This window comes from Pseudomonas sp. UTLPPB19802 (assembly GCF_059730225.1).
In genome coordinates, this window is record NZ_AP048545.1 from 7,029,505 (window position 1) to 7,051,105 (window position 21,601).

At 61.5% G+C, this 21,601-nt stretch carries 23 protein-coding genes; 9 read left to right on the forward strand and 14 right to left on the reverse strand.

Annotated features, from left to right (window positions below):
- Window positions 1-58: 58 nt before the first annotated feature.
- Window positions 59-1,225 carry a helix-turn-helix transcriptional regulator gene (locus tag AC6I6U_RS31050; protein ID WP_497879746.1) on the forward strand — a complete coding sequence of 389 codons (1,167 nt, stop codon included), beginning with the start codon at window positions 59-61 and terminating at the stop codon, window positions 1,223-1,225.
- 425 nt (window positions 1,226-1,650) lie between these two features.
- Here AC6I6U_RS31050 and AC6I6U_RS31055 read toward each other — a convergent pair whose 3' ends face one another.
- The 7 genes from AC6I6U_RS31055 to AC6I6U_RS31085 form a co-directional block, all read right to left on the reverse strand.
- A complete protein-coding gene (locus tag AC6I6U_RS31055) occupies window positions 1,651-2,103 on the reverse strand; it encodes a hypothetical protein (protein WP_497879747.1) in 453 nt (150 codons plus the stop codon).
- Between the two features lie 9 nt (window positions 2,104-2,112).
- A protein-coding gene (locus tag AC6I6U_RS31060) for an IS3 family transposase (RefSeq protein WP_497878044.1) occupies window positions 2,113-3,281 on the reverse strand; the annotation gives its coding sequence in 2 pieces (ribosomal slippage) (window positions 2,113-3,020 and window positions 3,020-3,281; 1,170 coding nt in all).
- A 383-nt stretch (window positions 3,282-3,664) separates the two neighbouring features.
- Window positions 3,665-4,063 (reverse strand): type II toxin-antitoxin system death-on-curing family toxin, encoded by a 399-nt coding sequence (locus AC6I6U_RS31065; protein ID WP_497879748.1) that lies wholly within the window; start codon window positions 4,061-4,063, stop codon window positions 3,665-3,667.
- Between the two features lie 519 nt (window positions 4,064-4,582).
- Complete coding sequence (gene guaA, locus AC6I6U_RS31070) at window positions 4,583-6,160, reverse strand: glutamine-hydrolyzing GMP synthase (protein WP_497879749.1); 1,578 nt, start codon at window positions 6,158-6,160, stop codon at window positions 4,583-4,585.
- Window positions 6,161-6,266: 106 nt separating this feature from the next.
- On the reverse strand, window positions 6,267-7,736 hold the full coding sequence (guaB, locus tag AC6I6U_RS31075) for an IMP dehydrogenase (protein WP_497879750.1): 1,470 nt from the start codon (window positions 7,734-7,736) through the stop codon (window positions 6,267-6,269).
- Window positions 7,737-7,818: 82 nt separating this feature from the next.
- Window positions 7,819-8,367, reverse strand: a complete 549-nt coding sequence (locus tag AC6I6U_RS31080) for a sugar ABC transporter ATPase (RefSeq protein ID WP_497879751.1) — start codon at window positions 8,365-8,367, stop codon at window positions 7,819-7,821.
- A gap of 236 nt (window positions 8,368-8,603) precedes the next feature.
- Window positions 8,604-9,371, reverse strand: coding sequence for a sulfite exporter TauE/SafE family protein (locus AC6I6U_RS31085; RefSeq protein ID WP_497879752.1), 768 nt, complete (start codon window positions 9,369-9,371; stop codon window positions 8,604-8,606).
- Between the two features lie 101 nt (window positions 9,372-9,472).
- Here AC6I6U_RS31085 and AC6I6U_RS31090 point away from each other — a divergent pair, with 101 nt between their 5' ends.
- The 4 genes from AC6I6U_RS31090 (at window position 9,473) to rlmF (ending at window position 13,768) form a co-directional block, all read left to right on the forward strand.
- Window positions 9,473-10,369: a LysR family transcriptional regulator gene (locus AC6I6U_RS31090; RefSeq protein WP_497879753.1), complete on the forward strand. Its 897-nt coding sequence runs from the start codon at window positions 9,473-9,475 to the stop codon at window positions 10,367-10,369.
- Between the two features lie 81 nt (window positions 10,370-10,450).
- On the forward strand, window positions 10,451-11,830 hold the full coding sequence (gene xseA, locus AC6I6U_RS31095) for an exodeoxyribonuclease VII large subunit (RefSeq protein WP_497883143.1): 1,380 nt from the start codon (window positions 10,451-10,453) through the stop codon (window positions 11,828-11,830).
- An 18-nt stretch (window positions 11,831-11,848) separates the two neighbouring features.
- Window positions 11,849-12,670, forward strand: a complete 822-nt coding sequence (locus tag AC6I6U_RS31100) for a peptidoglycan DD-metalloendopeptidase family protein (RefSeq protein ID WP_497879754.1) — start codon at window positions 11,849-11,851, stop codon at window positions 12,668-12,670.
- A gap of 57 nt (window positions 12,671-12,727) precedes the next feature.
- Complete coding sequence (gene rlmF, locus AC6I6U_RS31105; RefSeq protein ID WP_497879755.1) at window positions 12,728-13,768, forward strand: 23S rRNA (adenine(1618)-N(6))-methyltransferase RlmF; 1,041 nt, start codon at window positions 12,728-12,730, stop codon at window positions 13,766-13,768.
- A gap of 73 nt (window positions 13,769-13,841) precedes the next feature.
- Here the strand turns inward: rlmF and AC6I6U_RS31110 are convergent, their stop codons facing one another.
- Window positions 13,842-14,123, reverse strand: coding sequence for an HU family DNA-binding protein (locus tag AC6I6U_RS31110; RefSeq protein WP_010445708.1), 282 nt, complete (start codon window positions 14,121-14,123; stop codon window positions 13,842-13,844).
- Window positions 14,124-14,520: 397 nt separating this feature from the next.
- Between AC6I6U_RS31110 and yejK the strand changes: the two genes are divergently transcribed.
- Both yejK and AC6I6U_RS31120 read left to right on the forward strand, forming a co-directional pair.
- Window positions 14,521-15,528, forward strand: a complete 1,008-nt coding sequence (yejK, locus tag AC6I6U_RS31115) for a nucleoid-associated protein YejK (protein WP_497879756.1) — start codon at window positions 14,521-14,523, stop codon at window positions 15,526-15,528.
- Between the two features lie 3 nt (window positions 15,529-15,531).
- On the forward strand, window positions 15,532-15,882 hold the full coding sequence (locus AC6I6U_RS31120; protein ID WP_497879757.1) for a glutaredoxin family protein: 351 nt from the start codon (window positions 15,532-15,534) through the stop codon (window positions 15,880-15,882).
- A gap of 1 nt (window position 15,883) precedes the next feature.
- Here AC6I6U_RS31120 and AC6I6U_RS31125 read toward each other — a convergent pair whose 3' ends face one another.
- From AC6I6U_RS31125 to AC6I6U_RS31145, 5 genes are all read right to left on the reverse strand, one after another.
- Window positions 15,884-16,819, reverse strand: a complete 936-nt coding sequence (locus AC6I6U_RS31125) for a glutathione S-transferase family protein (protein WP_497879758.1) — start codon at window positions 16,817-16,819, stop codon at window positions 15,884-15,886.
- A 107-nt stretch (window positions 16,820-16,926) separates the two neighbouring features.
- Complete coding sequence (locus tag AC6I6U_RS31130) at window positions 16,927-17,250, reverse strand: GIY-YIG nuclease family protein (protein WP_497883144.1); 324 nt, start codon at window positions 17,248-17,250, stop codon at window positions 16,927-16,929.
- 52 nt (window positions 17,251-17,302) lie between these two features.
- Window positions 17,303-17,773, reverse strand: a complete 471-nt coding sequence (locus tag AC6I6U_RS31135) for a nuclear transport factor 2 family protein (protein ID WP_497879759.1) — start codon at window positions 17,771-17,773, stop codon at window positions 17,303-17,305.
- Window positions 17,774-17,875: 102 nt separating this feature from the next.
- On the reverse strand, window positions 17,876-19,189 hold the full coding sequence (locus tag AC6I6U_RS31140) for a CynX/NimT family MFS transporter (RefSeq protein WP_497879760.1): 1,314 nt from the start codon (window positions 19,187-19,189) through the stop codon (window positions 17,876-17,878).
- Window positions 19,179-19,838, reverse strand: a complete 660-nt coding sequence (locus tag AC6I6U_RS31145; protein ID WP_497879761.1) for a FadR/GntR family transcriptional regulator — start codon at window positions 19,836-19,838, stop codon at window positions 19,179-19,181. The genes AC6I6U_RS31140 and AC6I6U_RS31145 overlap by 11 nt, the downstream gene beginning before the upstream one ends.
- Before the next feature lie 165 nt (window positions 19,839-20,003).
- Here AC6I6U_RS31145 and AC6I6U_RS31150 point away from each other — a divergent pair, with 165 nt between their 5' ends.
- Together AC6I6U_RS31150 and AC6I6U_RS31155 are read left to right on the forward strand one after the other, a co-directional pair.
- Window positions 20,004-20,315, forward strand: coding sequence for a type II toxin-antitoxin system MqsR family toxin (locus tag AC6I6U_RS31150; RefSeq protein WP_497879762.1), 312 nt, complete (start codon window positions 20,004-20,006; stop codon window positions 20,313-20,315).
- Window positions 20,312-20,776 (forward strand): type II toxin-antitoxin system MqsA family antitoxin, encoded by a 465-nt coding sequence (locus AC6I6U_RS31155; RefSeq protein ID WP_497879763.1) that lies wholly within the window; start codon window positions 20,312-20,314, stop codon window positions 20,774-20,776. The genes AC6I6U_RS31150 and AC6I6U_RS31155 overlap by 4 nt, the downstream gene beginning before the upstream one ends.
- A 53-nt stretch (window positions 20,777-20,829) precedes the next feature.
- On the opposite strand, the gene AC6I6U_RS31160 is transcribed toward AC6I6U_RS31155, so the two are convergent.
- Window positions 20,830-21,594, reverse strand: a complete 765-nt coding sequence (locus tag AC6I6U_RS31160; protein WP_497879764.1) for an amino acid ABC transporter ATP-binding protein — start codon at window positions 21,592-21,594, stop codon at window positions 20,830-20,832.
- Window positions 21,595-21,601: the final 7 nt, after the last annotated feature.

Below are 21,601 nucleotides of genomic sequence, written 5' to 3' on the forward strand. Positions count from 1 at the left end.
CCCCAAAATTGGCTAAAGTGGCTAATAGATATCACCGTCACGGCCTGAGGAACGACCTATGGCTCAATCGGCACCTGAAGGATTGGGGGACCTGATTGGCAGCATCTATGAAGCGGCATTGGACAGCCGGCGCTGGGACAACTTCCTCGCTGGCTTCGCCGGGCACTTGCGCTCACACGCAGCGATCATCTGGGCCCATGATTTCAGCGACAACAGCGCAGACATCGACGGTTCCTCGGGCATCATCTCCAGCGTACGCGGGATCGACCCGGTGGCACTGGGCAGCTTTGCCGACTACTACGCCGAGCGAAATGTCTGGATGGATGACCCCTTGCAACATCAGGCGGGACGAGTGGTGACCTCCTCGAGCCTCTATCCGGACGATCAACTCAAGCGCTCGGAGTACTACAACGACTGGCTGCGTCACCAGGATTTTTTCTACTCGTCGGCAGCCATTGTCGAAAAACGCGAAGACCGCTCACTCAATGTCACCCTGCTGCGCTCGGAGCGCGCCGGTGGCTACAGCCCACAGGAAACCCGGATCATCCAGGCGCTGATGCCGCATCTGCAGGCGGCCTTTGCCCTGCACCGACGCCTGCATCGTCTGGACGCGCTGGCACAGACCTCCATCGGCGTACTCGAGACCAGCCCCTTTGGCGTGGTGCTGATCGACGAACAGGCGAAGGTCCTGCATGCCAACACCTTGGCGCACGACCTGGCAAACCGTTCCGGGCTCCTGCAGCTTGGCGCCCAGGGCAGCATTCGCGCCAGCCATGCCGCGCAGGACTCACGCCTGCAAAAGTACCTGCACGGTGTCGTGCAAACCGGCAAGGACCGCCTGGGCGATGCCGGGGGGGCGTTACGCCTGCAGGGCGTCGATGGTGGCCAGTTGGACCTGGTGATCACGCCACTGCCGCGCTGGGAGTCACCGTTTGGGGAGGGCAGTGCCGGGGTAGTGTTTATCAGCAACCCATCAGCTTGCATTGGCTCGCTGGTTCAGCTCCTGCGTGACCTGTATGGCATGACCCCGGCCGAAGCACGCTTGACCGAGGCACTGGTCAACGGCCTGAGCCCGCAGGAATACGCCGAGCGCCAGCATCTGTCACTGCACACCGTCAGGGCCCAGTTCAAGGCCGCTGCCGCCCGGGTGGGCACGACCCGCCAGGCCGATCTGGTGCGGATTGTGCTGACGGGGCCGGCGGTGTTGCGGATACGGGGCAGTTAACTCAGTCCCTGCAGCTGATGAGAGCCACGGTGTCGAAAACGCAAGAAGACCGGTGCGTTTGCAGGTTATTGCGATGGTTAAGAGCAACGAACTTTCCTACAGCCAGAAACGACAACGGCGGTCGACACCGAGGCATCGACCGCCATTGCTTTAACGCTTTTCGCCTGAATCAGGCAGGGATCATTCCCACTCTATTATTTATAACCATAAAAACTGATATTTATCATAAGCTTACAAAATTTATGATATAGAACACCATGATTTATACCATGCTTCGAGCTGGAGGCCCGTAGGCAATGGTTTTCGCCGCACAACAACGATTCGCCACTATCACAAACGGACGGTGGGAGTATGGCTGGGTCTGGGGCCTAGCCGACCGACACATTCTGGGAGATGCGCCGGAGAAACCAGACATTCCACATCGGTCATTGCAGCCCACTCTCGCCATTATCGGGCAGCTGAAAATTGGGGGGCGCGGGAGCGACCGTTGGAACATCTGCGAGTATATCGATCCCCGGTAGCAAAAGCGGCGCCAGCGGCCGATCGGATACGACACAGCGGACGTTTTCGCCCTCGGGCCAGCAATAGATGCCAAGGCTCCAGAACAGGCGTTCCACATGGCGACTAAGCGTAATCACGACCGCAAGGTCGATCGCGCCATCTTCGCCATAGCTCGCCGCGAGATCGCGCCCGAACAACGCAAGCCAATGATCGAGCCCGGACGGTGCCAGTCTTGCTGCCAGATCGTCGCCGGCAAAAGACTGGTCAGGCGCCAAACCGTCACGATGGCCCAGCCATTCAGCGACATGGTTGAGCGCGGCCGAGACGCACTCGATTGCGATCAGCGAAGCTTCGCCCACATCACTATCGTCCGCCATGTGTAGTGGTCAACAATTCCCGGACACAGAATTGAGTTTTTCTTCCGCCACCGCCGGCGGTACGAAACCGTTGTGCTGATGCGGCCTTATCCAGTTGTACCGCTGCATGAGGTAGCGGCCGATGTCCTGCTCGGCCAACGCGGTCGTCATGTAACCCACCGTCGGCACCCACTCCGTTTTCAGGCTACGAAACAGCCGCTCCATGGGGGCATTGTCGTAACAATTTCCTCGTCGGCTCATGCTTTGGGTCATCCGATAGCGCCAGAGCCGCTGGCGAAAACTACGGCTGCCATATTGACTGCCTTGGTCGCTGTGAAACAGGACACCCCGTGGTCTGCCACGCATCTCGTAAGCCCTGTCGAGCGCCTTGATGACCAGTTCGGCATCAGGCTTGGCCGACATCGCCCAGCCCACCACTCTGCGGCTGAACAAGTCCAATACAACGGCCAGGTAATTCCATCGACCCTGTGCCCAGATATAGGTGATGTCACCGCACCAGACCGTGTTCGGCGCTGCCACGGTGAACTGCCGATCAAGGACATTGGGAATGTCGGGGCGCTCAACCGTGGCCTTCTTGTAGGCATGAGAACCAGGCTGTTTGCTGATCAAACCCTGCTCCTTCATCAATCTTCTGACTTTGAAACGCCCGACCTCGACGCCTTCATCCCGGAGCATGGCAACGAGACTGCGGCTACCCGCTGAGCTACGGCTTTGACTGAACAGCTCGTTGACGCGGCTGCGCAGGCTCACTCGGCGCACATCGATACGACGGCGCCGGGCCAGATGGGCGTAGTAACAAGATCGGGGCAGTTCGAAGACCGAACACAACAGTTGAACAGGGTAGTGTCTTGCCAACTGCCGAATCGACTTCAACGTCTGCGCCCGTGTTCCTCGGCCATCAAGAGCGCAGTGGCCTCCTTTAAGATTTTCTTCTCAAGCTCCAGCCGGTTGATGCGGGCCTGAAGCTCCTGGATCGTCTGCTGCTCCGGCGTGAGCGCCTTGGCAGTGGGGGTAATGCCGCCGCGCTCCAGTTGCAACTGGGCGACCCAGCGACGCAACAAGCTCTCACCCACGTCGAGGGATCTGGCGGCCTCGGGGCAACTGTAGCCTTGATCGAGCACCAGGCTGGCAGCCTCACGCTTGAAGGCGGGGGTGAAAGTACGTCGTTGTCTGCTCATCGAACACCTCTGTATGGCGATCATTCTCGCCTAAAAAGGTGTCCGGGGTTAGTAGACCACTACAGCAGCGAAGCTCAGACTGTAAACGCGCGTAGGCTCGCTACGCGAACGGAATAATGAGTGCAATTGTTTCGGAACGCGCCTTTTCCTGTGCAACCAGGTAAAGCTGTAGCTGAGTCTGAATACAATCCTGTCAGTTTGACTGACTGGCTTTGGCTTGAGGTATGGAGGAAAAATGGCGTGATTAAGCCAGATGTTCATCGCGGTCCATCGACGAGGTAATCTAGTAGATCTGCAGGCGGCCAACAGACAGCAGTGCACGCTTTCTCCCAGGTCACCGCGATCCAATGACACATGAGATAGCCATGCAAGCCCTCTAAGTACTAAGCCTGATTTTGAGAGGCGCTGAAACAGGAATAGAGAATATCAGCGAAATCATACTCGTTGATATCGCCGGTAACCAAATCCCTAACGGCATCCGCTAGCAGATCATTGTCTAGGGTAATTTCATAATCATTGAGCGAAAGGTACTCCAAGCCGACAGCAAGCCCGGTGCGCTTGTTAGCATCAGGCAGTGCGTGGCCTCGAGCGATACTGGCAGTGTACTTGGCGGCAATTTCAAATACATCATCGAGGCCAGTATAAGCGATCGAGTTGTCGATTCGAGCCAGCGCGCCTTGTAAGGTAGGAATATTTACCGGCCCCCTCATGCCGGGCTCGGTAGTCAAGATGTGAGTGTTTATCTCAATGACACGTTCAAATGGAAAGAAGATCAACTCCATTACATGTCAGCCAGCTTCTGAAAAGTCTTCTTATGAGTTCTGAGAACGAGCTTAGTTTCTGAATAAACGATCTGCTTACCCAGATCGCCACCCAAGTCCAGCTTCTTGGTGGCTTTAATTTTAGGTCTGTCTACTATGGATACGCCATAGCTATTCAGCTTGTGGTTCATGGCTTGAGTACCCCAAACGGTTTGATCAATTTCTGCTCACAAGGTAGCACACGAAGAGGCAGAACGCACTGAGCCATCGCCCCCCAGGTGCATAGCAGACCTATGCACTTTTGCCCCCCCGGAAATCCTCATCGATTTTTGTTAGGCCGTCATCAACGTCAGCTTTGCCATACCGTTTTTTGCATGGCTTCGAATGCAGTCGGTACCTCATACCATGCCACACAAACATAGTGCCTGGTGACGTAGGATACTGCTCAAATTTTCCAGTCCCAACAAGCCAAAAGCCCGCAATCATGCGGGCTCCAGGGCATTTTTCGCTAGATCGTACCGGGCAGTGCCGGACGCGGGATCATTCCCACTCGATGGTCGCCGGCGGCTTGCTCGACACATCATAGGTCACGCGGGAAATACCCTCGATCTCGTTGATGATCCGGCCGCTGACGGTTTCCAGCAGCTCGTACGGCAGGTGCGCCCACCGTGCGGTCATGAAGTCGATGGTTTCCACGGCACGCAGGGCAACGACCCAGGCGTAGCGACGGCCATCACCGACCACGCCGACCGATTTCACCGGCTGGAACACCACGAAGGCCTGGCTGACCTTGTGGTACCAGTCGGCCTTGCGCAGTTCCTCGATGAAGATGTGGTCGGCGCGACGCAGCAGGTCGGCGTATTCCTTCTTCACTTCGCCAAGGATCCGCACACCCAGGCCCGGGCCCGGGAATGGGTGACGGTAGACCATGTCGTACGGCAGGCCGAGTTCCAGGCCAAGGCGACGAACCTCATCCTTGAACAGCTCGCGCAACGGCTCGACCAGTTTGAGGTTCATCTCTTCCGGCAGGCCACCGACGTTGTGGTGGGACTTGATCACGTGGGCCTTGCCGCTCTTGGCGCCAGCCGACTCGATCACGTCCGGGTAGATGGTGCCCTGGGCCAGGTACTTGATGTTGTTCAGCTTGCAGGACTCGGCATCGAACACGTCGATGAAGGTACGACCGATGATCTTGCGCTTCTTCTCCGGGTCGGCTTCGCCGGCCAGGTTGCCGAGGAACTGGTCTTCGGCGTTGGCACGGATCACCTTGACGCCCATGTTCTCGGCGAACATGGCCATTACCTGGTCACCTTCGTGCAGGCGCAACAGGCCGTTGTCGACGAAGACGCAGGTCAGCTGGTCGCCGATGGCCTTGTGCAGCAGCGCCGCAACCACCGAGGAGTCGACACCGCCGGACAGGCCGAGCAGGACGTTGTCGGTACCGACCTGGGCACGGATCTGGGCAATGGCGTCGTCGGCGATGTGCGACGGCGTCCACAGCGCTTCGCAACCGCAGATGTCGAGGATGAAGCGCGACAGGATGCGACCGCCCTGCTTGGTGTGGGTCACTTCCGGGTGGAACTGCACGCCGTAGTAACGCAGGTCGTCGTTGAACATGCCGGCAATCGGGCAGCTCGGGGTGCTGGCCAGGATGTGGAAGTCTTCCGGCATCCGGGTGACCTTGTCACCGTGGCTCATCCACACGTCGAGACCGAACAGGCCGTCGGCATCGACGTGGTCTTCGATGCCATCGAGCAGGCGGCTCTTGCCGACCACGTCGACGCGGGCATAACCGAACTCACGCAGTTCCGAACCCTCGACCTTGCCGCCCATCTGCTCGGCCATGGTCTGCATGCCGTAGCAGATACCGAAGACCGGTACGCCCAGGTCGAACACGGCCTGTGGGCAGCGCGGGCTGTTGGCTTCGTGTACCGACTCGGGGCCGCCGGCGAGGATGACGCCTTTGGGAGCGAATTCGCGAATCGCTTCGTCGTCCATGTCGAACGGATGCAGTTCGCAGTACACGCCGATCTCACGCACGCGGCGGGCGATCAGTTGGGTGTACTGGGAACCGAAGTCGAGGATCAGGATGCGGTGGGCGTGAATGTCGAGGGCCATGGCTCATTCTCGTCTGTGAAATCAGAAACAACACGGGGCTGTCATCAACAGCCCCGGTTCAAAATTCGTCAATCGCCGCCAGGCCAGCGCCTGGCGGCGATCACTATCAACCTACGCGATAGTTTGGAGCTTCCTTGGTGATCTGCACGTCGTGGACGTGAGATTCGGCCATGCCGGCACCGGTGATACGCACGAACTCAGGCTTGGTGCGCATTTCTTCGATGTTGGCGCTGCCGGTGTAGCCCATCGAGGAACGCAGGCCGCCCATCAGTTGGTGAACGATGGCGGTCAGGGTGCCCTTGTACGGTACGCGACCTTCGATACCTTCCGGCACCAGCTTCTCGGCACCCGCGGAGGAGTCCTGGAAGTAGCGGTCGGAGGAGCCCTGGGACTGCGCCATCGCACCCAGCGAACCCATGCCGCGGTAGGCCTTGTAGGAACGGCCCTGGAACAGTTCGATTTCGCCCGGCGCTTCTTCGGTACCGGCGAACATCGAGCCCATCATCACGCAGGAGGCACCGGCCACGATAGCCTTGGACAGGTCACCGGAGAAACGGATGCCGCCGTCGGCGATCAACGGCACGCCAGTGCCTTCAAGGGCGGCGGCGACGTTGGCGATGGCGCTGATTTGCGGCACGCCGACACCGGCGACGATACGGGTGGTGCAGATCGAGCCAGGGCCGATACCGACCTTGACCGCATCCGCGCCCGCCTCGGCCAGGGCCTTGGCAGCAGCGCCGGTGGCGATGTTGCCGCCGATCACCTGCACTTGCGGGAAGGTTTCCTTGACCCAGCGAACGCGGTCGATCACACCCTTGGAGTGACCGTGGGCAGTGTCGACCACCACCACGTCGACGCCGGCGTTGACCAGCGCGGTAACGCGATCACCGGTGTCCTTGCCGGTACCGACCGCGGCACCCACGCGCAGACGACCCTGGTCGTCCTTGCTGGCCAGCGGGTAGGCCTTGGATTTCTCGATGTCCTTGACGGTCATCATGCCCTTGAGGGCGAACTTGTCGTCGACAATCAGGACTTTTTCCAGGCGGTGCTTGTGCAGCAGCGCGCGGACTTCAGCCTTGTCGGCACCTTCGCGAACAGTGACCAGACGCTCTTTCGGCGTCATCACTTCGCGAACCGGGACATCCAGGCGGGTTTCGAAACGCACGTCACGGGAAGTGACGATGCCCACCAGGTCACCATCGTGCAGTACTGGCACGCCGGAGATGTTGTGCATGCGGGTCAGTTCGAGCAGGTCACGAACCGAGGCGTCGGCCTCGATGGTGATCGGGTCCTTGACGACACCGGCTTCGAACTTCTTGACCTTGCGCACTTCGGCAGCCTGCTGCTCGATGGTCATGTTCTTGTGGATGATACCGATACCGCCTTCCTGGGCCATGGCAATGGCCAGGCGAGCTTCGGTCACGGTGTCCATGGCAGCGGAAACCAGCGGAATATTCAGCTCGATGCCACGGGTAAGACGGGTTTTGAGACTGACTTCGTTGGGAAGCACCTCGGAATAACCGGGCACAAGGAGAATGTCGTCGAAAGTCAGGGCTTCTTGGCTGATACGCAGCATCGCGGGGGCTCCCGGGCGGGAAAATGGAAGCGCGCCATTATACTCATACTAGGGCCCCGGCTCAATGTAAACCTTGGCCTATTTACAGCTCGACCTGCACCCAGGCGACGGGCTGATCCAGCCAATCGGCGAACTCGTCGAGAAACGCCTGCGTGAAGCCGGCTTCGAGCCAGTTATTGAAGATAAATCCCAGGTTGGAAAAAGCGCACGGCTGCAGGAACAGGAAGCCGTTGATGTCATCTTCGTGCCCACACAACGGGCAGATGAAGTTCTCGGTCCGCCCCGGCATCCACTCTTCCAGGCTGTCGAAAAGCGCCTCGCCGACTTCGCGGCGGCATTCGGCACAACCGGCCTCTTCGAGAAAGCCCTTGGACGGAGTATAGATGCAGCGCTTGACGACGACCTCCAGGCCGTTGATCGGTTCGCCGAACGGCAGCGCTTCCGGACGCAGGACCACATTGGCCGCGCCCGGGGCGATGGCGTAGGCCATGCGATTGCCGCTGCGGCCGCAGGTGCTCAGTTGTTCCTCGACGATGTTCTTGCGTACCAGCCAGCGCAGGATCGCCCGGGCACGCGGCTCGTGGACCGGCAGGGTGGAGATTTTCGGGACGATGATGCTTTGGGAGTTCATGCTTTGGGAATTCACGGCTACGGCCTGAAGCAAAGGCGGTGATGCTCCTTGTGGCGAGGGGGCTTGTCGGGACGCCGCACCGCCGCGTTCGGCTGCGAAGCAGACGTAAACCGTCGCCTGCATGCTGTCTGCCACAGCGCCATCGCCAGTTCCGGGGCCGCTATGCGCCCCGGCATGGGCATGCCCACTCGCCACAAGATACGCGGCCGCTCAGCTTAATCCCTGACGCGATCAGGTCAAGTGCTCAGATACCGCGTGACCAGGGCAACGCCACTGGCCAGCACCAGCCAGGTCACCAGCCGCACGAAGGCATCACGGGACAGTCTCGACGTCACTCGCCGGCCGATCCACAGCCCCAACGCCATCGCCGGCAACAGGCACAGCGCCAACACCAATAAAGGTAGCTCGGCATAGACCCCCGCAATGATGAACAGCGACAGGCGCACCACCGTGCTGCAACTGATCAGCGCGCTCTGCGTGGCCCGGGCCGCGTCCTTGGGCAGCCGGCTGTTGAGGTAGATCGCATAGAGAAAACCACCACTGCCAAACAGCGCACCGAACATCCCGCCCACCGTGCCCATGGGCACTGCCCAGCCAGCCTTCAATTGCGTGGGTCGAGCCTTTATAAGCAGGCTGTAGATGGCATAGGCGCTGATGAACAGGCCCATCAGCAACAGCAGGATGTCGGACTTGAGGTTGAGCAGGAACACTACGCCCAGGGTGCAGCCCACCGCCATGCACGGCAGCAGCCGCAGCAACTCCGAACGGGCGACATCCTTGCGCGACGGCAACAGGTTGCCGAACGCCGCGACAAAATCCAGCAGCACCAGCAGCGGTACGATCTTCGACAGCGGCATGAACAGGATCAGGATCGGCCCGGCCACCAACGCCGTGCCGAAGCCCGCCACGCCAAAGACGATATAGGCCAGGGCGACCCCGAACTCCACCACCAGCCAATCGGTGGCACTGAACGGCCACTGGTTCAACAACGCGACAAGGCTCATGACACACAACTTCCGCAATGGGTTCGCTTGACTTTAGCCAGTGATGAGCCTTGCGACTAATATGTTCAAAGCCCATTACCTATCTCGAAAAGGCATGACTTGTGATTTCCACCCGCCAGTTGCGTTACTTCGTCGAAATCGCCGACTCCGGCAGTTTCAGTGCTGCCGCCGAACGCCTGTTCATCGCCCAGTCGGCCCTGAGCCGGCAGATCAAGGAACTGGAGAATCATTTGCAGACGCCGCTGTTCGAACGCACGGCGCGCCAGCCGCGACTGACAGCCGCCGGCGAGGCCTTTTATCCGCGGGCGCGGAACCTGCTCAACGAGCTGAAAAAGGCCAGCGAACTGGCGACCCAGGTCGGTAATGGCCAGTTGGGGACGTTGCGCCTGAGCCACTCCAGCACCGTGCCCATGAGCGGAAGACTGTTGCGGGCAATTGGTCACTATCTGGAACAGAGCCCAGGCGCTTCGATGGATATCGTCAAGCTGTCTTCGGAGGCCCAGTTGGAGGAACTGGCCGAGGGCCGGCTGGATGTCGGCCTGTTGCGCCTGCCGGTGCTACGCCAGCGCGAAGGTGTGCAGATACTGCCGCTGTTCAGCGAACGCCTGTTGCTCGCGGTACCGCCGGCGCATGCCCTGGCCGGCGCGACCGATGGCATCGACCTGGCCATGCTCAAGGACGAAGCCTTCATTTCCATTCCCCACCCACAACGGGGCGGCTTGAGTTACCTGTCGGCCGAACTGTGCATGCGCCAGGGTTTCTTTCCCAAGGCGGCCCGCGTGGTGTCGCGCAAGACCACCCAGTTGCAACTGATCCAGGCCGGGTTCGGCATCGCCCTGCTGCCCGAGTCGATGCAGGACATCGCCCCGGCCAACATCCATTTCCTGCCGCTCAAGGACCCGGACTGCCAGAGCACCCTGGCCCTGGCCTGCCGCCAGGAGCCGACGCCGCTGGTGGCGCAGTTCGTCGAGTGTTTTCGAGGACAGCTTCACTCCTGAAGATCACACATTTCCCACAAAGACATTGTCCAGATTGATAGACGTGGTGATCGGCAACCAAATGCCTTTATCATGCCCGCCATGATAAAAGACCCCTTTTCTCGTCTGGGCCTCGACCGCGAGGTTCTTACTGTCAGCCAGCTCAACGGCCGCGCGCGGGTGCTGCTGGAGGACGTGTTCAGCAATATCTGGGTCGAAGGGGAGATATCCAACCTCGCCCGCCCGGCCTCCGGCCACGTCTATTTCACCCTCAAGGATAGCGGCGCCCAGGTACGCTGCGCGCTGTTCCGGCAGAACGCCGCCCGCGTGCGCCAGGCCTTGAAGGATGGCTTGGCGGTCAAGGTACGCGGCAAGGTTTCGCTGTTCGAGGGCCGTGGTGATTACCAGCTGATTCTCGACACCGTCGAACCAGCCGGTGATGGCGCGCTGCGCCTGGCCTTCGAGGCGTTGAAGGAAAAGCTCGGCGCCGAAGGCCTGTTCAGCGCCGAGCGCAAGATTCCGCTGCCGGCTCACCCGCAACGAATCGGCATCGTCAGCTCACCGACCGGCGCGGTGATCCGCGACATCATCAGCGTGTTCCGTCGGCGTGCCCCGCAGGTCGAGCTGACCCTGATTCCCACGGCGGTCCAGGGCCGCGAGGCCACCGCACAGATCGTCCGTGCCTTGAAGATCGCCGATGCCAAGGGCTTCGACGCGCTGATCCTGGCCCGCGGAGGCGGCTCGCTGGAAGATCTCTGGTGCTTCAACGAAGAAGCAGTCGCCCGCGCCGTGGATGCCTGCGTGACGCCGATCGTCAGCGCCATCGGCCATGAAACCGATGTGTCCATCAGCGACTTCGTCGCCGACGTCCGCGCCCCGACTCCTTCAGCCGCTGCCGAACTGCTGGCCCCCGACTCCAGCGACCTGCAACGCCGGGTCGAGAGCCTGCATCGCCGCCTGGTGATGCGCATGCGTGACCGACTTGCACGCGAGCGATTGCGCCTGGATGGCCTTGCCCGCCGCCTGCGGCATCCAGGTGAACGCCTGCGCCAGCAGGCCCAGCGCCTGGATGATCTGGACATGCGCATGCGCCGGGCCTTCGAACGCCAGCTCGATAACCGTCGACAAAAGCTCCTGCGCCTCGAAACCCGCCTCTCCGGCCAGCATCCCGGCCGCCAACTGGCGCTACTGCGCCAGCGCCTGGACAGCCTCGCCGAACGTCTGCCCCGAGCGATGCGCGAGGGCCTGAAGGCCCGCCGGCTGCAACTGCAAAGCCAGGTGCAGACGCTGCATGTGGTCAGCCCGCTGGCCACCCTCGGTCGTGGCTACAGCATCCTGCTGGACGAGCGCGGCCAGGCGATCCGCAACGCCGAACAAACCCGCCCAGGCCAGCGCCTGAAAGCGAAACTGGCCGAAGGCGAGTTGCAGGTGCGAGTCGAGGACAACCACCTGACGCCCGTGACCCTGTCGCTACTGGACTGATTTGCAAAGGACTTGAACATGCCGCGTTTTCTCGCCGCCCTGCTGCTCCTGGGCCTGGCCTGCAATGCCCACGCCGACAGCTACATCACCCGCCTGCTGAACAAGCCGGTGCCCGGTGGCGTCGCCGTGATCGACCTCGGCGCTGCGGCACAGGCGCCCAAGGCCAGCTACCAGGGCAAGCCGGTGCTGGTGGTCAAGGAACAGAACAACTGGCTGGCCATCGTCGGTATCCCGCTGAGCGTCAAACCCGGCAGCCAGCAGATCAGCTCGGGCAGTCGCAACCTGGACTTCCGGGTCGGCAACAAGAAGTACCCGGAACAGCACATCACGCTGAAGAACACCCGCCAGGTCAATCCCAACCCGGCCGACCTCAAGCGCATTGATGAAGAACTGGCAGTGCAGTTGCGTGCCTACCGCAGTTTCAGCCCCGGCACACCGAGTAACCTGCTGCTGGACAAGCCGGTAAACGGCCCGCTGTCGAGCCGCTTCGGCGTACGCCGTTTCTTCAACGGCGAAGAGCGCAACCCCCATGCCGGACTGGACTTCGCGGTACCGGCCGGCACCCCGATCAAGACCCCGGCTGCCGGCAAGGTGATCCTCACCGGCAACTACTTCTTCAACGGCAACACCGTGTTCGTCGACCACGGCCAGGGCTTCATCAGCATGTTCTGCCACCTGTCGAAGATCGACGTGCAGGTCGGCCAGACCCTGGCCCGCGGCGCCGTGGTCGGCAAGGTCGGTTCGACCGGGCGCGCCACCGGGCCACACATGCACTGGAACATCAGCCTCAACGATGCACGGGTCGATCCGGCGATCTTCATCGGCGCGTTCCAGCCCTGAGCGGGCGAATGTGGGACAATGCCGGTCAATTGAGCCTTGCCTGAACCGACCTTGCCCATGAACGCCCCCAGCACACCCAAGCCCCCGCGCAAGAAACCCGCCAAAGCCGCCCCGGCCAAGGCGGCACAGCCGCGCGAAAAAGCCGCCCTGCACCCCCGTAACCGCCACCAGGGGCGTTATGACTTCCCGCAACTGATCAAGGGCTGCCCCGAGCTCGGTCAGTTCGTGATCATCAATCCCTACGGCAAGGAAAGCATCGACTTCGCCGACCCGGCAGCCGTGCGCGTATTCAACCGCGCGCTGCTCAAGGCCTTCTACGGCATCGCCCACTGGGACATTCCGGCAGACTTCCTCTGCCCGCCGGTACCGGGCCGCGCCGACTACGTGCATTTCCTCGCCGACCTGCTGGCGGAAAACAACGACGGCGTGATTCCCCGCGGGGCCGCGGTACGAGTACTGGATATCGGCGTGGGGGCGAACTGCATCTACCCGCTGATCGGCCATGGCGACTATCGCTGGCAGTTCCTCGGCTCCGATATCAACCCCACGGCGCTGTCCGCCGCCAAGGCGATCGTCCAGGCCAATGGCTTGAACAAGGCCATCAGCCTGCGCCAACAGGGCAATCCGAAACAGATCCTCAGCGGCCTGCTGGAAAGCACCGAGTATTTCGACCTGACCCTGTGCAACCCGCCGTTCCACGCCTCCCTCGACGAGGCCCAGAGCGGCAGTCGCCGTAAATGGCGGGCCCTGGGCAAGGCCGATCCCAAGCGCAAGCTGCCGGTGCTGAACTTTGGCGGCCAAGCCGCAGAGTTGTGGTGCGAGGGTGGCGAGGCGCGCTTTGTGACGCAGTTGATCAGCGAAAGCCCGCAACTGGCGAACCAGGTCTTGTGGTTCAGTACGCTGGTATCGAAGGCGTCGAACCTGCCGGCCATCGAGGCCGCGCTGAAGAAGGCCGGAGCACTGGAGAGCAAGGTAGTGGAGATGTCCCAGGGCCAGAAGCAGAGCCGCTTCGTCGCCTGGACCTTCCAGGACAAGGCCCGGCAGCAGGCCTGGCGCCAGGAGCGCTGGGTGCGCAGCAGCGGTTCAAGCCAGGGATAAATCGAACAACGCCCTTTCAGCAGGCGAAAAAAAACCGTGCCCGGATCGCTCCGCGGCACGGCTTCACGGCATCTTACTTGTTGACAGCGTCGGTCAGGGCCTTGGCTACAACCAGCTTGATCACTTTCTTGGCAGCGATTTCGATGGCAGCGCCAGTCGATGGGTTACGGCCAGTACGGGCAGGACGCTCGGTCACTTTCAGTTTGCCAACGCCTGGCAGAGTGATTTCGCCGCCGTTTTCCAGCTGATCAGCAACGATGTCGGTCAGTTGCTCGAGAACCTTGCGCACTTCAGTCTTCTGCAGAGCGGTAGCTTCGGCGATATCGGCGATCAGTTGGTCTTTGGTAATAGCCATTGAGATGTTCCTTCCCTATCAAATTCATTTGGATTGCAGAGTGCAGTGCCAGCCGTCGAGCCAAGCCTTGTGGACCTGACACCCCGCTGATAAACCACGACGGATCGCGGATGTAGATAGCAAAAACGGGGTTTGGTTCGACCTGGCACCTGCTGAAAACACGCTTTGCGCGGTTACCTTGCGCAAGACGGGGCAAAGCTAGCACAGAGACGGGGAAATATCCGCCTCTACCTAGCCATTTGGTCAGCTTTTGCGCTCGTTTTCGAAAAAAAACTGCCAGAAACCGCTGATTGGTCGAGTTTGGTCCGGCAAACGCGGATTCAGCCCCGCGGTACGGTACACTGGCAGCTTTTCCGGGGAGTCACGCCGCTCCCCCTGACAATCAGCCGAGAAGCCCATGCCGATCCGTCATTGTATCGTCCACCTGATCGACAAGAAACCCGATGGCACGCCCGCCGTGCTACACGCCCGCGACTCCGAACTGAACGAGTCCCAGGCCATCGAGCACCTGCTGGCCGACCTCAATGAAAGCTACAACGCCAAGCAAGGCAAGGCCTGGGGACTGTTCCACAGCGAATCGGGCGCCTACCCGTTCAGCGGCTGGCTGAAGGAATACCTGGACGGCGGTACAGACTTCACCGCGTTCAGCCGGGTCGCGGTCGAACACCTGCAGAAGCTGATGGAAGAGTCGAACCTCTCCACCGGTGGCCACGTACTGTTCGCCCATTACCACCAAGGCATGACCGACTATCTGGCCATCGCCCTGCTGCACCACAGCGAAGGCGTGGCGGTGAACGCCGAGCTGGACGTCATGCCCTCCCGCCATCTGGACCTGGGTCAATTGCACCTGGCGGCGCGGATCAACATTTCCGAGTGGCAGAACAACAAGCAGTCCAAGCAGTACATTTCCTTCATCAAGGGCAAGAACGGCAAGAAGGTTTCGGAGTATTTCCGCGACTTCATCGGCTGCCAGGAAGGCGTCGACGGTCCGGGCGAAACCCGCACCCTGCTCAAGGCGTTCAGCGACTTCGTCGAGAGCGAGGACCTGCCCGAAGACGACGCCCGCGAAAAAACCAAGGCCCTGGTCGACTATGCCAGCACCCAGGCGAAACTGGGCGAGCCGGTGGCCCTGGAGGAACTTTCGGGGCTGATCGATGAAGACCGTCCTCGGGCGTTCTACGAACATATCCGCAACAAGGATTACGGCCTGTCCCCGGAAATCCCGGCAGACAAGCGCACCCTGAACCAGTTCCGCCGCTTCACCGGCCGCGCCGAGGGCTTGTCCATCAGCTTTGAGGCCCACCTGCTGGGCTCGAAGATCGAGTACGACGAGGAAGCCGGCACGCTGATCATCAAGGGGCTGCCGACCCAGCTCACCGACCAGCTCAAGCGCCGCAAGGACTGATCGATGCTCGGTGGCGTGCTGAAGAAGTTCCTGCTGATCCTGCTGGTGGTCGTGGTCTACCAGAACTGGGGCAAGATCGAACGGGTATTCCACCCGGATTCGGTGGTGTCCGAGCAGACCCGGAGCCAGGCCCGGGTCGTGCTCTATGCCACCGACTGGTGTGGCTACTGCAAGGCGACCCGGCGTTTTCTCGACCAGAAGGGTATTCCGTTCACGGAATTCGATATCGAGAAAGACGCCGACGCACGCAAGGCCTACCAGGCCCTGGGCGGCGGCGGAATCCCGATCCTCGACGTCAACGGCACGCTGATTCGCGGTTACCAGCCGGACGAGATCCTCGCCGCCCTCAAATGACTCAGCGCGCCTCGATGCGGAATCCAAGGCGTGGGAAGTGCACATGCACCACGCCCGCGCGCTCATCCTCACGCCGCAGGATCAGCTCTTCGCTGCCGACAAACGCCAGCTCGCCGGCTACCGGGTCAACACCATAGTCGGTCGCCGCAATCGCCACCTGTTGGCCAACCGTGAAACCGTTCGGGTCGACGAAGCTTTCCGTGGGCAGGTCCGCCGGGTGTGCGTCACGGGCCACCTGCACGGCCTCCTCGGCGGTCATCGCATTCGAGGCACCATGCCCGAAACCCAGCACCCGGGCGAACCAGGCCGATACCGCAGGATACTCGTCGACCAACGGCGAGGTCACCGGCGTGGCCTTGAGGAACCAGAGGATATGCGCCATCGAGAAGTCGGCAATCGACGGCTCGCCGAACAGGAAATCGCCTTCCTCACGCTGCAGTTGCTGCTCCAACCGGGTCATGAAGCCCGGCCATGAATGCCGGGCTTCCTCCAGGGGAACACGGGTAGCCGAGCCGCCGCTGAACAACCCGGCACGGTCGGCCATGAACGCCTTGGCCTGCTCCGGGGAAAACCGGGCGAAACGCACCGCAGCCGACTCCGGCTGGAACACCAGGGCCACGGCATGCCGGAACACCACCGAATCGGCCCAGGCGGCGAAAGTCGCCGCGACCATCTCGCGACCTTCGGGAAACAGCGTCGGCGAAGCCTTTTCCTGCTCCAGGCGACGGGCGATCAATGCGGTGTCGCAGTAGATATCCGCGCCCACCTGCAACACCGGCGTCTTGCGATAACCGCCGGTCAAGGCGGTGAGGTCAGGCTTGGGCATCATCGGCGGGATGGTCACGGAGCGCCAGGATAGCCCCTTGAAGCCCAGCAGCAGCCGAGCCTTTTCGGCAAAGGGCGAGGTGGGGTAGTGGTGAAGAATCAGCTCAGACATGCCGGGATCCGCCGTGGGAGTAGGAGTCAGCAGCTTAGCCTGCAAATTGGCAGCAGCCTACCCGGCCTGCCTGATGGCGCCCTATCGAAGGCGCTGATGATGGCGGTTCATTTTTGCGTTGTCGAAAACGCGTCCAGGCAGAAACTCGCCGCCAAGGCTTCCTTGGCGCTCTTGCGCAACTTCTTGATCAAGCGTTCCTGGCGCAGGGCGTCACCCTTGTCACGGCACGCCTCGACATAGACCAGCGCCACCGCGGGACTCGAATGGAAGAAGCGCGCGCCCTTGCCACTCTGGTGCGAGGCGAAACGCCGCTGCGGATCGTCGCTGATGCCGCAATACAACGAGCCGTTGGCTGCCCGCACCAGGTAGACGAACCAGGACTTGGCCGCCGGAACGACGGTTTCGGCGATGGCGACGGCTTCCGGGGCGATGCTCACGTGGCTGGCGGCTTGGGCAAAAACGGGGACGCCATCTTAACAGACCTCAACGGCCTGCCTGGAATGCCTTGAGCCCCTTGAGTGCCTGGGCACGTACGGCATTCTTGACCAATGGCGTCCAGCCCAGCAGCAGGCCCTTGGTGCCCAGTGCCTGGCGGGCCCAGCGCCACAGGTCGAAGTGATCGTGATGCTCGCAGATCTTGCCATCGCGGAACACGAAGCGCGCCTGGATATCGTTGACCACGATGTTGCCGGTCTGGCTGAACAGGTAGGTCGCCATCCAATGGGCACCGCCGCTGCGCTCGTCGGCACGGATATTGTCGAAGGTCAGGGAGAAGTCCTTGGCCCGGGTGGTCAGCATGCGCCACATGTCGCCGGCATCACGACCGCGCAGCTCACCGAAGGCCGGGTCGCTGAACACCACATCCTCGGTGTAGCAGGCGCTCATCGCTTCGGCATCCAGCCGCTGGAAGGCCTTGTAGAACTCGGTAATCAACGCGCTGTGGGCATCACTCATGAACAGGCTCCGTGCAGGTAGGGGAATCGCCTGCACGATAGTCCGCAAATGCACCGCTGGCTATCGGCATTCTCCACTCGAATACCGATAGTGCGGGAAGATTCAGAGTTTTTCGCTGCTGACCTGCACGTAGAGCGCCCGCCCGGCGCCAAGGCCGGCGACGATAGCGCCCAGGCCGACCACCGCGAAGATCCAGCCCAACGCCTGCCAACCGCCGGTGAGATCATGCACCAGGCCGACCGCGAACGGACCCATCGACGCCAGGGTGTAGCCGATGCCCTGGGCCATGCTCGACAGGTTCGCCGCCACATGGGCATCGCGCGAACGCAACACGATCAGGGTGAGCGCCAGACTGAAGGTGCCGCCCTGCCCCAGCCCGAGCAGGATTGCCCAACCCCACAGGCCGTCGAGAGGCGCGTACAGGCAACCGAACAGGCCGCCGAGGGTCAGCAGCATGACCACCAGGATCGCCAGGCGCTGGTCCTTGCCGCGGGTCGCCAGCCAGGGCGCCGCCAGCGAACTGGCCAGCTGGACCAGGATCGAACCGGACAACACGATCCCCGCCTGGGTCGGCGTCAGGCCACGGCCAATGAGTACCGAAGGCAGCCAACCAAAGACGATGTAGGCCAGCGACGATTGCAGGCCCATGTACAGGGTCACCTGCCAGGCCAGGGGATCACGCAACAGGCCACGCACGCGGTACGCCGCCTGGTGCGCACCCTGCTTGCTGCCCACCTGCGGCAACCACACCAGGGCCGCCACCAGTGCGGGAACCACCCAGAATCCCAGCCCCAGTGACCAGCTGTTACCAAAGTGCTGGCTCAGCGGCACGGTCGAGCCCGCCGCCATGGCCGCGCCCAGGCACAGCGCCATGGTGTAGACCCCGGTCATGGTCCCGGCGTGCCTGGCAAAGTCGCGCTTGACGATCCCCGGCAACAGCACGCCGATCACGCCAATGCTCGCGCCGGCCAGGATGCTGCCGGCAAACAGGCCGAATTCGCCCAGGGAGCTGCGCAGGATCATGCCACCGGCCAAGGTCAGGAGAATCCCCAATACGACTCGCTCACTGCCGAAACGCCGGGCCAGCAACGGCGCCAACGGTGCGAACAGCCCCAGGCAGAGTACCGGCAGGGTCGTCAGCAGACCGGCCTTGGCCGCCGACAGGTCGAGCCTGCGGGACACTTCGCTGAGCATCGGCGCCATGCTCGACAGCGCCGGGCGCAGGTTCAGCGCCACCAGCACCAGTCCCAGCAGCAACAGCCAGGGACGGCGCAGTACCGGGTGGGCTTGCTGGACGATGTCGTCATCGGCCTCGGCATCGATCAGCAAGGGGTCGAGTTCGGCTGGCCGGGGCTGGGGCGAGGCGCCGGTCTCGTGAGTGGAACGGGGCATGGTGGTCTCGGATTCAAGGTTCATTGATCAGGGTCCTGCACAGGGCCTTGGCGCGCTCCGCGTCACGCTGCTCGACCGCGTCGAGCAGCTCGACATGCAGGTCGAACACCGATTGGCGACGCGGCGTGATATCGAGGGTCTGGCGCAGGGCGCCGGCGATCACGCTGGAAAAGTAGCGATACAGCTCGCTGAGCATGGGGTTGTGCGCGGCGTCGATCAGCCGCTGGTGAAACACCAGGTCGCAGGAGATGAAGCAGTCGAGGTCGCCATGGTAGTGATGGCTGCTGGCATCCAGGGCTTCACGCAGTCCCTTGAGGTCCTCGTCGGTACGACGCAGGGCCGCCAGACCAATGGCCTCGACTTCAAAGCTGTGCCGCGTCTCGCGGGCCTGGTCGAGGGAACAGCGCGACAGCGCCTGCATGGTCGCCAGCGGGTCGGTGGTGGTACGCAGATAACTGCCGTCACCCTGGCGAATCTCGATCAGCCCGGAGAACGCCAGCACCCGCATCGCCTCGCGCATGGTGTTGCGGCTGATACCCAACTCGGCAGCCAGCTCCGGCTCGGTCGGCAAGCGCTCGCCCACCTTCCAGACGCCATGGGTGATGCGTTCACGCAGTTGCTCCAGGGCCTGGTCGACCAGGGAGCGCTTGATCAGGGGAATACGGGTGGACATGGTCTCGCCTTAACATCCAATCATAGGATGAATTTTTGCCAGCCTATCGCAGAAGCCTGCGAAAGCTCAAGAACAACAATTCCCACACACCCAAGAGACACCGCCGTCTATCCAGAAAAAACCCTTAAAGGGTAATTTTCAGGCTTACTATGACAAGGGTGTCTTATGGAAAAGAAAACACCTCATTACGATCTGTCGGCCATCAAGAGCGATGTGTCCAGGCTTGGTGCTGCCGCGTTCACCCTCAGTGCCAGAGATGGAGCCAGAAGGATGGGACTCACCCTCATGGAGATGCTGCTGGTCATCAGGTCACTGGAAAGACGGATGCTCTACAAGTCGATGACAACCCACACCAATCACCGCATCTGGCAAGACGTTTACCACTATCCGTGTACAGGTGGATCGATCTACATAAAAGTGAGCTACCGCCCAGCGGGTGGGCCACCTGTCATCTCCTTCAAGGAGAAAGAATCATGAAGCGACAAGACTGCGTCAGCTGCGGCGCAAGCAATAGCATGCAACACTTTGAGAGCCGGGATTTCGAGGTCGACTTCAAGGCGCTGAAACAAACCGTGCCTGGCCTTTGCGGCTGGGAATGCACGGAGTGCTCGGAAATTGAGCTGGCTCCCGAAAGCGCCCAAAAGTACTCGGATGCGAGCGACCAACTGGTGCTCGAGCATAGGCACCAAGTGGCCATCGAGATGCGACGCATCCGCCGCAAGCTGCATTTCACCCAGCGCACGGCAGTGGAGCTGCTTTCGGGCGGTGGGCACAACGCGTTCTCCCGCTATGAAAGAGCCGAAGTCGAGCCACCAAAGCCGCTGTTCGTGCTGATGCATCTGTTGGACCGATACCCCGAACTGATCGAGGACATAAAAGCCATCAACGCGGACAACAGCACTGCACAGCGAGCGCCAAGCCCAAGAGCGCCGATCTGATCGACATAAAAAAACCCGGACCTGGTCCGGGTTTTTCATTCAGCGCCAGCCGATCAGTGCAGGATCTGGCTGAGGAACATCCTGGTCCGATCGTTCTGCGGGTTGTCGAAGAAGTCGTTCGGTGCTGCCTGTTCGACGATCTCGCCCTTGTCCATGAAGATCACGCGGTTGGCCACGGTGCGGGCAAAGCCCATTTCGTGGGTTACGCAGAGCATGGTCATGCCGTCTTCGGCCAGGCCGATCATGGTGTCGAGTACTTCTTTCACCATTTCCGGATCGAGGGCCGAGGTCGGCTCGTCGAACAGCATGATCTTCGGCTTCATGCACAGGGCCCGGGCAATCGCCACGCGCTGCTGCTGGCCACCGGACAACTGCCCGGGGAACTTGTGGGCCTGGTCCGGGATACGCACGCGCTCCAGGTAGTGCATGGCGATTTCTTCCGCCTTGCGCTTGGGCATCTTGCGCACCCACATCGGTGCCAGGGTGCAGTTCTGCAGGATGGTCAGGTGCGGGAACAGGTTGAAGTGCTGGAACACCATGCCGACTTCACGACGGATCGCCTCGATCTGCTTGAGGTCGTTGGTCAGTTCCACGCCATCGACCACGATGCGGCCCTGCTGGTGCTCTTCCAGGCGGTTGAGGCAGCGGATGGTGGTGGACTTGCCCGAACCCGACGGCCCGCAGAGGACGATACGCTCGCCCTGCCTGACGTTCAGGTTGATGTCCTTCAGTACGTGGAACTGCCCGTACCACTTGTTCACGCCCTGCATCTGAATAATGCCTTCAGGACCCACAGGCTGTTTGATCGCTTCGCTCATCACTAAC

Excerpts from the sequence above, each read along its gene's own strand:
- AC6I6U_RS31050 (WP_497879746.1), top strand. The coding sequence starts at position 59 with ATGGCTCAATCGGCACCTGAAGGATTGGGGGACCTGATTGGCAGCATC.
- AC6I6U_RS31055 (WP_497879747.1), bottom strand. The coding sequence starts at position 2,103 with ATGGCGGACGATAGTGATGTGGGCGAAGCTTCGCTGATCGCAATCGAG.
- AC6I6U_RS31065 (WP_497879748.1), bottom strand. The coding sequence starts at position 4,063 with ATGGAGTTGATCTTCTTTCCATTTGAACGTGTCATTGAGATAAACACT.
- guaA (WP_497879749.1), bottom strand. The coding sequence starts at position 6,160 with ATGGCCCTCGACATTCACGCCCACCGCATCCTGATCCTCGACTTCGGT.
- guaB (WP_497879750.1), bottom strand. The coding sequence starts at position 7,736 with ATGCTGCGTATCAGCCAAGAAGCCCTGACTTTCGACGACATTCTCCTT.
- AC6I6U_RS31080 (WP_497879751.1), bottom strand. The coding sequence starts at position 8,367 with ATGAACTCCCAAAGCATCATCGTCCCGAAAATCTCCACCCTGCCGGTC.
- AC6I6U_RS31085 (WP_497879752.1), bottom strand. The coding sequence starts at position 9,371 with ATGAGCCTTGTCGCGTTGTTGAACCAGTGGCCGTTCAGTGCCACCGAT.
- xseA (WP_497883143.1), top strand. The coding sequence starts at position 10,451 with ATGATAAAAGACCCCTTTTCTCGTCTGGGCCTCGACCGCGAGGTTCTT.
- AC6I6U_RS31100 (WP_497879754.1), top strand. The coding sequence starts at position 11,849 with ATGCCGCGTTTTCTCGCCGCCCTGCTGCTCCTGGGCCTGGCCTGCAAT.
- rlmF (WP_497879755.1), top strand. The coding sequence starts at position 12,728 with ATGAACGCCCCCAGCACACCCAAGCCCCCGCGCAAGAAACCCGCCAAA.
- AC6I6U_RS31110 (WP_010445708.1), bottom strand. The coding sequence starts at position 14,123 with ATGGCTATTACCAAAGACCAACTGATCGCCGATATCGCCGAAGCTACC.
- yejK (WP_497879756.1), top strand. The coding sequence starts at position 14,521 with ATGCCGATCCGTCATTGTATCGTCCACCTGATCGACAAGAAACCCGAT.
- AC6I6U_RS31120 (WP_497879757.1), top strand. The coding sequence starts at position 15,532 with ATGCTCGGTGGCGTGCTGAAGAAGTTCCTGCTGATCCTGCTGGTGGTC.
- AC6I6U_RS31125 (WP_497879758.1), bottom strand. The coding sequence starts at position 16,819 with ATGTCTGAGCTGATTCTTCACCACTACCCCACCTCGCCCTTTGCCGAA.
- AC6I6U_RS31135 (WP_497879759.1), bottom strand. The coding sequence starts at position 17,773 with ATGAGTGATGCCCACAGCGCGTTGATTACCGAGTTCTACAAGGCCTTC.
- AC6I6U_RS31140 (WP_497879760.1), bottom strand. The coding sequence starts at position 19,189 with ATGAACCTTGAATCCGAGACCACCATGCCCCGTTCCACTCACGAGACC.
- AC6I6U_RS31145 (WP_497879761.1), bottom strand. The coding sequence starts at position 19,838 with ATGTCCACCCGTATTCCCCTGATCAAGCGCTCCCTGGTCGACCAGGCC.
- AC6I6U_RS31150 (WP_497879762.1), top strand. The coding sequence starts at position 20,004 with ATGGAAAAGAAAACACCTCATTACGATCTGTCGGCCATCAAGAGCGAT.
- AC6I6U_RS31155 (WP_497879763.1), top strand. The coding sequence starts at position 20,312 with ATGAAGCGACAAGACTGCGTCAGCTGCGGCGCAAGCAATAGCATGCAA.
- AC6I6U_RS31160 (WP_497879764.1), bottom strand. The coding sequence starts at position 21,594 with ATGAGCGAAGCGATCAAACAGCCTGTGGGTCCTGAAGGCATTATTCAG.